The organism is Sphingobacterium sp. UBA2610, from assembly GCF_002339225.1.
GTDB lineage: Bacteria > Bacteroidota > Bacteroidia > Sphingobacteriales > Sphingobacteriaceae > Sphingobacterium > Sphingobacterium multivorum.
This window is the reverse complement of sequence record NZ_DDKA01000023.1, coordinates 41,784-54,553: the sequence shown is the minus strand read 5'-3', so window position 1 is coordinate 54,553 and position 12,770 is coordinate 41,784. Positions and strand designations below refer to the sequence as shown.

At 42.3% G+C, this 12,770-nt stretch carries 13 protein-coding genes and 1 pseudogene; 8 read left to right on the top strand and 6 right to left on the bottom strand.

Annotated features, from left to right (window positions below):
• The first annotated feature begins 20 nt into the window (after nt 1–20).
• The 3 genes from B4Z47_RS16080 to B4Z47_RS16070 all read left to right on the top strand — a co-directional run bounded on the left by B4Z47_RS16080 (nt 21) and on the right by B4Z47_RS16070 (nt 4,422).
• Complete coding sequence (locus B4Z47_RS16080) at nt 21–1,664, top strand: fimbrillin family protein (RefSeq protein ID WP_286727616.1); 1,644 nt, start codon at nt 21–23, stop codon at nt 1,662–1,664.
• Nucleotides 1,665–1,726: 62 nt separating this feature from the next.
• A complete protein-coding gene (locus B4Z47_RS16075; protein ID WP_286727615.1) occupies nt 1,727–3,433 on the top strand; it encodes an SUMF1/EgtB/PvdO family nonheme iron enzyme in 1,707 nt (568 codons plus the stop codon).
• 80 nt (nt 3,434–3,513) lie between these two features.
• A complete protein-coding gene (locus B4Z47_RS16070; protein ID WP_070566514.1) occupies nt 3,514–4,422 on the top strand; it encodes a fimbrillin family protein in 909 nt (302 codons plus the stop codon).
• Between the two features lie 75 nt (nt 4,423–4,497).
• Here B4Z47_RS16070 and B4Z47_RS16065 read toward each other — a convergent pair whose 3' ends face one another.
• The 5 genes and pseudogenes from B4Z47_RS16065 to B4Z47_RS16050 all read right to left on the bottom strand — a co-directional run bounded on the left by B4Z47_RS16065 (nt 4,498) and on the right by B4Z47_RS16050 (nt 7,815).
• The gene (locus B4Z47_RS16065; protein ID WP_286727614.1) at nt 4,498–6,228 is read right to left on the bottom strand and encodes a tetratricopeptide repeat protein; all 1,731 of its coding nucleotides are present in this window, start codon (nt 6,226–6,228) and stop codon (nt 4,498–4,500) included.
• Nucleotides 6,229–6,626: 398 nt separating this feature from the next.
• Nucleotides 6,627–6,848, bottom strand: coding sequence for an integrase core domain-containing protein (locus B4Z47_RS16060; protein ID WP_159332918.1), 222 nt, complete (start codon nt 6,846–6,848; stop codon nt 6,627–6,629).
• Between the two features lie 70 nt (nt 6,849–6,918).
• A complete protein-coding gene (locus tag B4Z47_RS16055; protein WP_349676665.1) occupies nt 6,919–7,245 on the bottom strand; it encodes a DDE-type integrase/transposase/recombinase in 327 nt (108 codons plus the stop codon).
• A pseudogene (locus tag B4Z47_RS24590) lies at nt 7,219–7,356 on the bottom strand (transposase); the annotation flags it as partial. The pseudogene B4Z47_RS24590 and the gene B4Z47_RS16055, both read right to left, overlap by 27 nt.
• A 225-nt stretch (nt 7,357–7,581) precedes the next feature.
• Nucleotides 7,582–7,815, bottom strand: a complete 234-nt coding sequence (locus B4Z47_RS16050; protein ID WP_286727613.1) for a transposase — start codon at nt 7,813–7,815, stop codon at nt 7,582–7,584.
• Between the two features lie 78 nt (nt 7,816–7,893).
• Between B4Z47_RS16050 and B4Z47_RS24750 the strand changes: the two genes are divergently transcribed.
• Complete coding sequence (locus B4Z47_RS24750) at nt 7,894–8,094, top strand: LytTR family DNA-binding domain-containing protein (RefSeq protein ID WP_115048430.1); 201 nt, start codon at nt 7,894–7,896, stop codon at nt 8,092–8,094.
• 92 nt (nt 8,095–8,186) lie between these two features.
• Here the strand turns inward: B4Z47_RS24750 and B4Z47_RS16045 are convergent, their stop codons facing one another.
• Nucleotides 8,187–8,654, bottom strand: coding sequence for a hypothetical protein (locus tag B4Z47_RS16045; RefSeq protein WP_201303525.1), 468 nt, complete (start codon nt 8,652–8,654; stop codon nt 8,187–8,189).
• A gap of 237 nt (nt 8,655–8,891) precedes the next feature.
• On the opposite strand from B4Z47_RS16045, the gene B4Z47_RS16040 reads away from it, so the two are divergent.
• The 4 genes from B4Z47_RS16040 to B4Z47_RS16025 all read left to right on the top strand — a co-directional run bounded on the left by B4Z47_RS16040 (nt 8,892) and on the right by B4Z47_RS16025 (nt 12,538).
• Complete coding sequence (locus B4Z47_RS16040; protein ID WP_286727612.1) at nt 8,892–10,265, top strand: DUF1800 domain-containing protein; 1,374 nt, start codon at nt 8,892–8,894, stop codon at nt 10,263–10,265.
• A 16-nt stretch (nt 10,266–10,281) separates the two neighbouring features.
• Entirely contained in the window at nt 10,282–11,475 is a 1,194-nt protein-coding gene (locus tag B4Z47_RS16035; protein WP_115048434.1) for a DUF1501 domain-containing protein, read from the top strand.
• Between the two features lie 215 nt (nt 11,476–11,690).
• Entirely contained in the window at nt 11,691–12,287 is a 597-nt protein-coding gene (locus B4Z47_RS16030; RefSeq protein WP_286727611.1) for a mechanosensitive ion channel family protein, read from the top strand.
• Nucleotides 12,260–12,538 carry a mechanosensitive ion channel family protein gene (locus B4Z47_RS16025; RefSeq protein ID WP_201303616.1) on the top strand — a complete coding sequence of 93 codons (279 nt, stop codon included), beginning with the start codon at nt 12,260–12,262 and terminating at the stop codon, nt 12,536–12,538. The genes B4Z47_RS16030 and B4Z47_RS16025 overlap by 28 nt, the downstream gene beginning before the upstream one ends.
• Nucleotides 12,539–12,770 lie beyond the last annotated feature (232 nt).

The following is a 12,770-nucleotide window of genomic DNA, read 5'->3' as shown; positions in this document are numbered from 1 at the left end:
GATGTTGAAATATGAAAAGGATGTATAAAATAGTATATTTTTTGCTTGCTGTATTTAGCTTATTAAGTTGTAAGCAGTCGGATAATTTACCGCTGGAGATGAGTGATATTTCACTTAAAATAGGGGTTCGAGCTGCCCATGCTGGTCTGAGTAATTCAAGTGTATGGGCCGATGGTGACGAGATGGGATTATTTATGATGGCGAGTGGACAAAGCAATCTGTCCTTGGGCATGGAATACAATCGTAAATATACCTATAGTGCTGGTGGAGCCGCTTTCTTTTTATCGGGCCAACCGATTTATTATCCAACTACAGGGCAGGTTGATATTGTGGCTTATGCGCCCTATCGCCAAGTAACTGGTAATACACTGTCCATCGATCTTTTGGATCAACATGATTTAAGGAGCTTAGATCTACTTTATAGCAATAGTAGTATTGGAATTGTGAAGAGCAAGGAGGAGGTGGATCTCAATTTTAAGCATATGCTTTCCAAGATCAACTTTAACTTGACTGCTGGTTTGGGGGTTTCTCCTGTCGTACTCTCATCAGCGCAGATTTCTCTCGCAGGCTTTTCTTCCGACGCTACCTTCAATTTGGCGACTGCAGTCCTGCACAATGCGAATGCCTCGGGCACAATTCATGTGGGAACTAATCGTTCGGCTATCCTGCTACCTCATACCGGAACGGGTGGTCGGGTGTTAACCATTCAACTTGGAACGCAACAGATGCATTATACTTTTCCGGTAACTGATGCATTTGAGCAAGGAAAGGAATATAATTATACCATTACCGTTAAGAATAAAGAGATAGAAGTGCAACGTGCAGCTATTACCGATTGGCAAACAATAGGTCAGGTTACGGAGACCGAGCCGGTTGCTGCTGACCTGGTGTGGATACCCGAAGGTAGTTTTCTGATGGGAAGCCCCAATACCGATACAGATACCAGTGCCAATGAAAAGCCACAACACTGGGTGCGTTTTGAAAAAGGATTTTACATGAGCAAATATCTGGTTACAATTCAAGATTACTGTGATTTTATTAATGCGAGCAATGTAACCATACCTTCCATCGGGTATATCGCTAATGTGCCGCTCAATGGGAATTGGGTCAGGGGATTTGTCGCTAATAATCAGTATAATGTACCTCGCTACAATGGGACGAAATGGGTTCCCCCGACTGGTTTTGAACATTATCCTATGATGTTACTTACGTTTGACGGGGCTTTGGCTTATGCGAAATGGGCTGGAGGTACCTTGCCTACTGAGGCACAATGGGAGTATGCCTGTCGTTCGGGGACAGCAACGCGATGGTCTTTTGGTGATGATGAGAATCAGTTGGCCAATTATGCTTGGTATAATCAAGGTAGTTCACAGTTTGACGTTGGAAGTAAGTTGCCTAATCCTTGGGGGCTATATGATATGCATGGTTTGGTGGCAGAATATTGTTTTTCTGCGGGTGATTACCCGCCTGGCGCACAAAATCAAACGGATGCACTGCTTGGACCGGGACCGGCCAACGAGGCAGAAGCGAATCATGCGTTTCGAGGAGGAAGTTATGACATGGCGAGTTTTACAGCAACTCAGACGAGAGCTGCCTACCGTTCATTGAGAGAAGCTTCTTATTTCAGTAACATGCTAGGTTTTCGCATTGTTATTAACCCTTAATTTATACAACATAGCACCGAATTATGTATAGTAACCTCATAACAGTTTTAAGTAGAAAATATTTGTTTCAATTTTTTCTGTGTTGTTTTATGCTGATGTCCTGTCAGGAGAAATTAGATTTAGCTGTCATTGATCCTAATTCGGGGCGTGGGAATATGGCGTTTCAGATTGGAATCATCAATAACACGAAAGTTGATGATAATCAAAAAAATGTGACAAAAGCCACTTTGCAGTCCAGTAAATCGAACGGTAATATGGCATTAACTCCCCCAGTGTCTGCGAGCGATTTTACCGCAAGTTTTAGCGCTGGCGATACGATAGGCATCTTTGTTGTGCCAGCGGGTCAACCATTAACTGCTGGAAATAGCCTGATCGCTAATGCCAAATTGTCTTTTAACGGTACTAAATGGACGGGTGCCGTCAATTGGCCGGCAGGTACCAGTTTTGATTTTTACGCTTATTACCCTTATCGTGCGGGGCTGACAAATCCTGCTTCAATCAGTTTCTCGGTCAAGAAAGATCAAACTATATGGTCGGATTTTCAACAGAGTGACCTGATGTTTGCAAAAGCCGAAGCCATCAACTTGGGCGCTACGGTGCAGCTTGATTTTAAACATCTGTTGAGTTTGGTACAGGTAGAGCTTGAAGCAGGAACGTCGAAAGCCTCTAGTCCGGATGTTGATATGGTCGTTAACCTGACGAATATTATTTGTGATGGGCATTTGGCGCTAGCGAGCGGCACTTTCACCCCGCTATCCGGGCAGCAGAGTAGTGTACGTATGTATCGCGTGGAGCAGCCCGATGATACCGATTATGAAACGAAGTTTACCTATCGTGCACTTTTGCCAGCTCAGATGCTTGAGGGTGGGAAGCGGAGCTTATTTCTGAGTCAATCGGGTCAATCCTATATCCAGCAGCAGAAGAGCTCTTTACAGCTTTTGGGGGGCACCTCACATCGGATAGACGTGCCTCAACTCAAAAATCTCTGGCGAGCGGTATGGATTCCTGCAGGTACTTTTCAAATGGGTAGCCCAGCTACTGACCCCTATGCAGATGCGAATGAAAAGCCACGGCATTGGGTAAAATTGACCAAAGGTTTCTATATGAGCAGGTATGAGGTTACCGTTGCCGAGTATGCTGATTTTCTAAATGCGATGAATATCGTTGGAGGGGGACTTTCTGTACATGTCCCGCTCGATGGAAATATGGTACTCGCTTTTTCCGTATTTCAAAATCTAGTAAGTCAGCCTCATTACATAGATGGAAAATGGAAAGCATTACCAGGTAGTGAAAATGTGCCTATGGCGGTTGTATTTTTTGAGGGAGCCAAAGCTTATGCAGCCTGGGCAGGAGGGGCGTTGCCGACGGAAGCGCAATGGGAGTACGCCTGCCGTGCAGGTACGGAAGATCGCTGGTTTTTTGGCGATGACCCTGCCCAAATCAACAGTTATGCTTGGACTAACCTGCAAGGGACGGGGCTTAAAAGTGCCGCTGTTGGTACCTTGAAACCCAATAGATGGGGATTGTATGATACCTATGGCAATGTAGCAGAATGGTGTCTCAGCAATGGTCCCTATCCGTCTACTGCAACGACAATGGAAACAGCTGTTGTAGATCCATCCATTCCGGATGCTACATCAACTAACCGCTTTGCGCGCGGGGGGAACTTTAATAATGGTTTGATTTATGCGCGCTCAGCGGCTAAAATACAATCGTTGGTTTCTTCTTCGACCTACCTTATCGGATTTCGTATAATAAAGTATCGATAAAATAAGCTTGTCTTAATACCATAGCGTATTGCCGTAAATCACATTGTCATAACTAATAAATTAAAAAGTGAAAATTAAATATGAAAACACAATTGTTAACAGCCTTTTCGGCAGCAGTCCTGTTACTCGGGGCCTGCGCCAAAAATGATACACCTGATGTGGAACATGAGGTGATCAATTTCAGTGGACAAATTAGTCAGCTTAAAGCAACAAGTAACCCTTCGGGGGCGAGCACAGTATGGGCTTCGGGCGATCAGATCGGTATTTTTATGGTTAATCATGGGACCACGACCATAAGCGAAAATAGCAGCAATCGCCAGTACAACTTTAATGGGACTGTATTTGCTCCAGCAACGGGACAGGGGATTTATTACCCTGTTTCGGACAGCAAAGTGGATTTTGTAGCGTATTATCCTTTTGTACCCACAGCTTCTTTGTCGACAGTGCAGCCTATCGATGTTTCCTCGCAAAATGACCTGAGCAAAATTGATTTTCTTTGGAGCAAAGCAACAAATGGCGTGAATGGATTCAATAAAAGCTCCGGAACTCAGGTTCCACTCGTTTTTGACCATAAGCTCAGTAAAGTGGTTATCAAACCTACTGCAGGAACTGGTCTGGATGCTTCCAACGCTGATTGGTCCGCGATGGGAGTTAAGATAAAGGGTATGCAAACCATGTCGAGCATTGACCTGAGCACAGGGACACTGGGAGCAGCTAGTGGCCCTGCGGATATAAGCCCCTTTGTAAAAGCTAGTGGATCAACCTATGAAGCTATTGTGCTTCCGGCTACCTACGCAACGGCCGGAGCTGTGCGCTTCACCTTTGAGATAGGTAACGATACCTATGCTTGGGCAAGTCAGGCGAACGAACAATTCGAGCCTGGCAAAGAATATACTTATACGATTACAGTGCATAAAACAGGCGTCGTATTGGGCAATGTAACTATTAAAGATTGGGATACCGTTAGCCGTACAGGTACGGCAGATTAAACTTGGACCTACTCTTTAAATTGTATTTTTCCATTTGGGCCGATTAATAGGATAATCGGCCCATTTTCTTTTTTATCAGGAAGAATAAGTGGCCCCCAATTTTTTTTTAAGGCGCTGTTTCGCTTTTTTTATACCCTCTATAGAGATGCAAAGAAGCTCACTCATACTCGCATTACTCAGCTCCAGCTTCTGTAAGGCTAATATACGGAGATCGTTTTCGGTAATTTTTGTATGTTCATCTTTCATCTGTTGTAAATAGTCAGGGTATACCTGGTCAAACGTATGCCTAAACCTTGCCCATCGGTCGTCTGTCATAATATGTGTTTCCATTAAGGCATTGAGGTTCGCTTTTACTTCGGCAATAAAGGTTGGATTTTGATTCTCTTCCTTTTTTAGTTCCTCACGCAGCTGTTGAATCGTGATGTCATTTTGCCTGACAGTATCCGTAAATTCGCTGAGCGAGTTTTTTAATATGAGGAGTTCTTGATCGACAAGCTGCTTCTTGTGGTTAAGTTGGAGTTGTTCCCTTTCAAGATTTGCGTTACGTATTTTGATGTTTGCCCTCGACCTATTGATTAATAGAATAACGATAGCAAAAATTAAGACAAGTAGAAGACTCATAAATTGATAAGTACTTTTTACTTTCTGTCTTTTCTCTGCTTCGGACAGTAAGGCGCGGTTATATTTTTCCTGCTCACTCTCCCAGATGATTTTCTGCAACTCTTTGATATTTGTTCTTTTCTCCAATGAATCTCTCAACAATATATAGCGGTTTAAATAGTGAAGTTGTTTGCTCTGCTGTCCTAATCCATGCGAAATCGCAGCTAATGATTTGGCTGCATCCATCTTATATTTCAGAAAGTAGGGTTTGTCTTCCATAAGATGTTCACTCGCCTCTATATGTTTTTTTGCAAGTTGCCATTCCTGCTGGTCAATATACCAGCTTGCTAAAATTAGATTTGCCCGCATGGCATCATTGGGCTCGTGATACCGTAATGAGAGGTCAATATTTTGTTTGACCAGTTCGATTGCTTTTTTTTTATCTCCTGCTTCCCAACTATAATCCGCCATGTTGCCGGATATAATTCCGATCCACACAGAATCTTTTGCTTGTTGAGCTTCGGCCATGGCCTGTTTTAGGTATTTAAGCGCTTCAGGAACAGGATTGTCTACCGATAGGTAGACAGCTATTGAATTGAGTAGATCAATCCGTGCTCTTGAAGCAGGTCTTGCAAAAGGCAAAGCTTCATGAAGATAGTTTACAGCTTTTTTTTGGTCGCCGATATGATTAAAAAAGCTCGCCATAAATTGATAATGTTTTACGGGCAATGGTATTTTTTTTCTGTCTATTCTGGCATTTAGATCATTGGCTCGTAAGAAATAAGGGAAAGCATCGATGACCTTGCGGTATACGAAATTATAATAGCCCTGTCGTATATTCCCGATCATCTCCAGTTCTGGGTTTGGATGCGCTTCGATTAAGTTTCTGGCGTATTTGTAATATTGGTCAGAACGAGCATTTGTATGGTCGAAAGCAACGGAATAACCATCTGCCATGAGCATATAATAGGCCCATTCTAGGGGAATACTGTTGTGCTGTTTGGCTAATGTTTTTATGGGCTCTAATTCCTTTTTCAATAAAGTGGTGTCGCGATTAAAGTGGCTTGGAAGGTTTAACACGGCTTCTATCTGCTGCAATGGATTTTTTATGGCTTGTATTTGGGTGATAGACTGTGCATTTAGTAAGTCAGTGCTTTTAAAAAATAAAATGAGTATAAGTGAAATGTAATACCAATAGACTTTCATCCTCAATAGCGTGAATTTAACGGTTAATATGAATAAAACCACCTTAACTAATTTAATAAGGTAATTTTCGTGTAAAGATAATAAAAATATTTAAGCTTAATAGATGCTTCCTTTTATCTGAGCCTAATATGTGCTTCATCTGTTAAATTAATCGCATGGCGATCGGTTTTAAAAATCCGCCTGGACTTACCAAGCGGATTTTTAAGTTAAAAAAGAGAACTTAGTTGATAAGAAGTGTGTCTGTATAAGACGCTGTAAATACATCAATTGCATTCTTGACAGGTATAAATGAAGACTTCAAAAGTACTTTCTCACCTGTTTTCCAATTTGGTAATACGATCTTCAGCGAATCAGGATGCAAAGACAGATTGGAATTGCAATAGTAAATCGGAGACTTTTTAAGCAGCTTTTTCCATTTCCAATTCTAGCTCACCAGGTGTCTTATATCCAATTGCTGAATGTAATCTGCCTTTATTATACCAATCCTCAATATACCTAAACACACATAACTTAGCCTCTTGCCTGGTTTTAAAGTTGTAACGGTTGAATTTTTCACTTTTAGCCGTTTTGAAAAAGCTTTCCATTGCACTATTGTCCCAACAGTTACCCTTTCTGCTCATACTTTGAACAACATCGATCTTTAATGCTTTTAACTTGTCTTTAAAGTCATTGCACGCATACTGAACACCTCTATCTGAATGAAATATTAAACCATTTTCTACTTTTCTGGCTTTTGGAGCCCTCTAATGCCGCAAGAGAGGTTTGCTCTGCTGACATTCCTTCACTAAGTGTCCATCCAATAATTTTTCTATCAGCGAGATCCATTACAGCTGTGAGATATAACCAACCCTCACCTGTTTTCAGATAAGTAATATCGCTTACCCATTTAGTGCCTATCTGATCGGCATGAAAGTCCCTGTTCAGAATATTATCACATACCGGGAATTTATGTTTCGAATCTGTTGTTGATATCTTCCATTTCTTGCGGATGATACTCTGGATACCTTCCTTTCTCATTATCCGCGCTACACATGGGCGTGAAATCTGTATACCCTGTCGTTGTAGATCCTTGGTAATCCTTGGACTGCCATATGTACTGTCACTGGAGTCATAGCTGGCCTTTATTTTTTTTGAAGGTCTTTCCTTGCTTTGATTTTGGAGATATCCTGATCTCTATTCTGCCAATCATAATAACCGCTACTGCTCACTTGCATTACTTTGCACATCTTCCCAACCGAAAAATTATCCTTATGATCTGCTATAAATCTATATCGTTCCGGTCTCCCTTGGAGAAGATGCTGATGGCCTTTTTTAAAATATCTCTTTCAATTGTGGCATCTTTTAATGCCTTTCTCAACAACTTGTTTCCTGTTCTAGATTCCTGCTAGTGTCACTGGAATTGAGATCAATTCTCAGATTCAACTCATCAATACGTGAATTGAACCTGGAATCCCTTCGCCACTTACCCAGCATAGACTCATTTATACCCAGTTCTTTCGCTGCTGATGCTGCTGTCCCTTTTGCGTACGACAGTTCTACTGCCATGATTTTAAATTCTGAATCAAAAAAACGTGGTCGCTTACCCATGCCTCAAATTTAATTGTTAACTCTTTTAGTTGTAAATTTTTCCTTTAAAAAAGTCTCCGGTCAAATGTAGCAACTCCACTGGACGACTTGATAAAAGAGCTGGACAACCGGATCTTTTACAGGGCCAACCGGCAGTATGTTATCAATGTCAATGCCATTGAAAGTATATGGATATACGGTCGCAATCAGCTTCGTATTCAAACAAAACCGCAAAGTACAACGCCTATCCTGATCAGCAAAAACAAAGTGGCGGAATTTAAGAAATGGCTCGACCGATGATTAATTATATTTTGACTTTATGCTGCCGAATTTTGACTTTACGCTGGCGCAGGCATCTTTTGTTGTGATTGACCGGGAAAAATGAGGTCTGTTTATTTTGAAATCCTACTAAATTCGAAGGGAATCTGGAGACTGTCGCCAGCAACATTGGCCTTCAACTTTTCACCTTCACGCCAGTAGGTGATTTTTTTAGGAAAGGGCAGCGAATCATTATTACACTCGAACAGGCCGTCTTTTAGCATGGTTATCTCAAATGCGATAAAATCTTTCTCATCGGGCGTTTTAACCAATAAATTCCAGTCGCCATCGTATTTTAATAATTGCATTTTTTCCTGATGGATGGTATCCAGGTTTTGCAGGGTAAAAGCAAAACCTGCATATTCAGTGTCTTTGATTTTCTGCCAATATTCAAAAGTCCGTTTATCTTTGGCTTCGTTGGTACGCTGCCATTTTCCCAATAACCAGTCGAAGTTTTCGGATGGCTCATTTTGAATTCCTAGGCATTGGACAAAAACGAGCAGCATGAATACTGAAATCCAAACGTTGATTAATTTTGCCATCTTATATTTCGTTTTAAAGTTTTATCAACTGATGATTGTAACTTGTGAAACAGGTATGCAACATAAACAAGGGGTTTTGTTGTCCCTATGTGAATAAATTTAATGAAAAAAAATCGGAGTTTGAAAAGTATTATCTTGGTAGTCACTTTGTTAATTTAGCTTAATGTTTGTTAAATCGGATCTACCCTAAGCAAACATTTATAAATAATTCGTTATTTAGGTATAAAATGAAACAGGATGATGTCCGATTTTAAAAAAAATATGCACCTGGCAAATCGCGCCGGATTTGGGATGAGCCTAAAGCAGATTACGACTTTTGAACAGCAGTCTACCGCAGTACTCTGGAAGCAATATGCTCAGGAACATGAATTTCATCCCATCAGTTTCAATACGGACCAGACTGACGTCAATTATAATGCGCTTTCCAAGTTGAATGCTGCAGACAAAAAGCAGGTGCAGCAGCTTAATCGAAAGCGTAATATTGAAATCAACCTTAATTTCCTGAATGAAATGGTGCATAGCGAAGATCAGCTCCGGGAGAAGATGGCTTTTTTTTGGCATGGCCATTTTGCAAGCCGGGTTATCAATTCCAATTTTAGCGCTCATATCCTCAACGAAATCAGGAAAAATGCACTCGGAAATTTCCGGGATCTGCTGTTCGCCGTTTCCAAAGCTCCGGCTATGCTTAATTTCCTCAACAATCAACAGAATAAGAAAGGCCACCCCAATGAAAACTTTGCCCGGGAAGTAATGGAGCTCTTCACGATGGGACGTGGCAACTATACTGAATCGGATGTCAGGGAAGCTGCGCGCGCATTTACGGGCTGGTCGTATGACAAGGATGCCCAGTTCCTGGAACGTAAAAAGTTTCATGACTCGGGCAGCAAAACATTTTTAGGAAGAACCGGAAATTTCGACGGCAATGCTATCCTGGAAATTATCTTGGAACAACCCGCTACGGCCCGATTTATCACCGATAAACTCTACCGTTTTCTGGTCAACGAACAAGTGGATCAGAAAATCGTCGACACGCTGAGTAAGGATTTCTTCGATTCAGGATATGATATCAGGCGGTTGCTAGACCGAGTATTTACGGCAGCCTGGTTTTACGACTCTAAAAATGTAGGTAACAAAATAAAGTCACCGGTGGAACTCATGGCCGGTATCATACGCATGCTGCCCATGGAGATAGCGAATCCCGAAAACCTGATTGTTTATCAAAAGTTGCTGGGGCAGATGCTCCTGTATCCGCCGAATGTGGCGGGATGGCCATCTGGAAAAGCCTGGATCGACAGCTCTACCTTGTTGCTTCGGATGCAGATACCACAGATATGGACAGGCTTACGGCCGCTGGACCTTGATGCACAGAATGACGACGACCTCGATATGGGGCTGAAGCAGTCGCGGGCGCTGGCTAATGCCTACAAAAATCCCAAAATATCCGTTGACTGGGATGGGGTAGAGGCTGCATTTGCAGATCGGGATCCCTTTGAGCTCTTGCTGCAGCAGCAACCTTCCTTTGGTAAAACACTGCGCGATAGCTACGCTGGGGGAAGCCGCCGTAGGACTATTATTGAAGTAATGAGTATCCCCGAATATCAACTCTGTTAATCGTAAATAGGAAGCCATGATCATCAAAAGACGCCAATTTCTCAAAGCAGGTTCGCTCGCAACAGCATCTCTACTGCTGCCCAATTTCTTAAAAGCCATGTCTTTGCCTGAAGCGCTGGAAAGGGGACATAAGGTGTTGGTCATCTTGCAGCTTAGTGGCGGCAATGATGGGCTGAATACTATTGTTCCGATGCGCAATGATATCTATTTTCGGGAAAGGCAGACGATTGCGGTCGATAATGCACTAACGCTCACAGAAGAAGCAGGTATTCATCCGGCTTTACCTTTTTTCAAGACACTTTATGATCGTGGCGAACTGGCTGTACTCAACAATGTCGGTTATCCCGAGCCCAACAAATCGCATTTCCGCAGCATGGATATATGGCATAGTGCGAGCCGAAGCGACGAATACCTGGAGAGCGGCTGGATAGGCCGCTACCTCGATCAGGCCTGTTACGACTGCGGTCATCCAACGCAAGCTCTGGAAGTGAATGATATGCTGAGCCTTGCCCTCAAAGGAAAACAGAAAAAAGCGTTCGCGTTTAAAGACCCCAAGAAGCTTTATCAGACCAGCCGTGAAGAGTACTTTAATACACTCTATCAGGAACATAAACATCAGCATGAAGAGGAGACAGTAGCCTATCTGTATCAGACCCTGGGTGATACGATCAACAATGCCGACTATATTTTTGAACAGAGTAAAGCCAGGAAGACCGCAGCAGCGTACCCCGATTCGGTGCTTGGAAAGGATCTGAAGACGGTATCGTCGTTGATTAAATCGGATATCAATACACAGGTATACTATCTGCAGATCGGTAGTTTTGATACGCATATCAATCAGCAGCAGCGGCAGGAGAGTCTATTCCACACCATCAACGATGCCGTGGAGGCGTTTGTGGACGACCTCAAGAAAAATGGTCTTTTTCAGCATGTCATGCTGATGACCTTTTCGGAGTTTGGTCGTAGGGTGGCCCAGAATGCCAGCAATGGCACTGATCATGGTACGGCCAACCAGCTTTTCTTTCTATCCGGAGGCCTAAAAAAACAAGGCCTGCTCAATGCTTTGCCTGACCTAACCCAGCTCAATGAAGGGGATCTCCAGTATACGGAAGATTTTCGAAAAGTATACGCAACACTGCTGAAAAACTGGCTTGATGCGGATTCCACCAAAATATTGGGCTGGAAAAATGGGATTTATGATTTTATCTAGCCAACTGCGACGTCTTTCTTGTTTATTTTTCTTGTCACAGATTCCATATAAGGAATGATACAAAACCATATTGTTTCATTTTCATACGAACAATTCTACTGTTTGGTTGTTTAAATTAGAGAAAATGTAATTTAATGTGCTTTATATTAGAATAAAAGCAACATAACACTCTTTTTGTTTCTAAACCTTACATTTTTAATAAAATAAATACTGATATGAACAATTTAGAAGTGAACGATGTCCAGCAACATTGGAATAATTTTATTTCCTCTGCCATTGCCTGGGCGCCCCGTATTATTACTGCCGTAATTTCTGCTTTACTTATTTATCTGATCGGATCCTGGATCATCCGCCTAATCAAACGGATGATAGACAAGGCATTTGAGCGGCGACAAATGGATGTCTCCTTGCAGCGATTTTTAAGCAATCTCATCAGTTGGATTTTAAATATCTTATTATTTATCGTTGTCGTTACACAATTGGGGGTGCAAACCTCGGCATTTGTGGCCATTATCGGTGCAGCAGGTCTGGCCATAGGTCTGGCCCTGCAGGGATCCTTGTCCAATTTTGCCGGCGGTATACTGATTTTACTCCTCAAGCCTTTCCGCGTGTGCGATTACATAACTTCCACTACAAATATCGCGGGTACGGTGACAGAAATTGATTTCTTCAATACCAAGTTAAATACACCACAAAATCGACAGGTGGTTGTTCCAAATGGGGTGTTGTCAAATAGTAGCATCACCAATTATACAAACTTGGAACACGTCGCACATGGTTTGACATTGGCGTTGCCTACGATGCTGATCTGAAACAGGCAAAAGAAATACTCCTCAATATCGTTAGAAGCAATGAATTTGCCTTTAAAGAGCCGGCGCCGCAGGTGGTGGTGACAGAACTTGACGACAGTGCAATCAATCTTTCTGTGCGCGTCACGACTTCCAACGAAAACTTTTGGACCATGCAGGAACAGCTGATCATTGACTGTAAGGAAGCTTTGGATAAGGCCGGGATTGAAATTCCATTTCCGCAGCGCGATGTACATATCCGAAATAATTCCTAATTGAGGAGAGAGGCTATCGACTGGTAGAAGAAATCCGCGCTATGTTAACTTTTTTCTCCATGCTGAATATAGTGCAGCACAAAGCCGTTTGAGCGAACTCAGACGGCTTTGTTTATTGAAACGTAAATGAATGTTACCCGGTAGAAGATTGGTGATTGTCCCCTATGTCCTTTTTTATCGGTTTATTATCCGTTTATGGAGGGCGCTATAGGGCTGATACTTTTACTAACCA

What these genes read in the sequence shown, in the direction of transcription:
- B4Z47_RS16080 (WP_286727616.1), top strand. Translation starts at nt 21, where the DNA reads ATGTATAAAATAGTATATTTTTTGCTTGCTGTATTTAGCTTATTAAGT.
- B4Z47_RS16070 (WP_070566514.1), top strand. Translation starts at nt 3,514, where the DNA reads ATGAAAACACAATTGTTAACAGCCTTTTCGGCAGCAGTCCTGTTACTC.
- B4Z47_RS16065 (WP_286727614.1), bottom strand. Translation starts at nt 6,228, where the DNA reads ATGAAAGTCTATTGGTATTACATTTCACTTATACTCATTTTATTTTTT.
- B4Z47_RS16060 (WP_159332918.1), bottom strand. Translation starts at nt 6,848, where the DNA reads ATGAGCAGAAAGGGTAACTGTTGGGACAATAGTGCAATGGAAAGCTTT.
- B4Z47_RS16055 (WP_349676665.1), bottom strand. Translation starts at nt 7,245, where the DNA reads ATGAGAAAGGAAGGTATCCAGAGTATCATCCGCAAGAAATGGAAGATA.
- B4Z47_RS16050 (WP_286727613.1), bottom strand. Translation starts at nt 7,815, where the DNA reads ATGGGTAAGCGACCACGTTTTTTTGATTCAGAATTTAAAATCATGGCA.
- B4Z47_RS16045 (WP_201303525.1), bottom strand. Translation starts at nt 8,654, where the DNA reads ATGGCAAAATTAATCAACGTTTGGATTTCAGTATTCATGCTGCTCGTT.
- B4Z47_RS16040 (WP_286727612.1), top strand. Translation starts at nt 8,892, where the DNA reads ATGATGTCCGATTTTAAAAAAAATATGCACCTGGCAAATCGCGCCGGA.
- B4Z47_RS16035 (WP_115048434.1), top strand. Translation starts at nt 10,282, where the DNA reads ATGATCATCAAAAGACGCCAATTTCTCAAAGCAGGTTCGCTCGCAACA.
- B4Z47_RS16030 (WP_286727611.1), top strand. Translation starts at nt 11,691, where the DNA reads ATGAACAATTTAGAAGTGAACGATGTCCAGCAACATTGGAATAATTTT.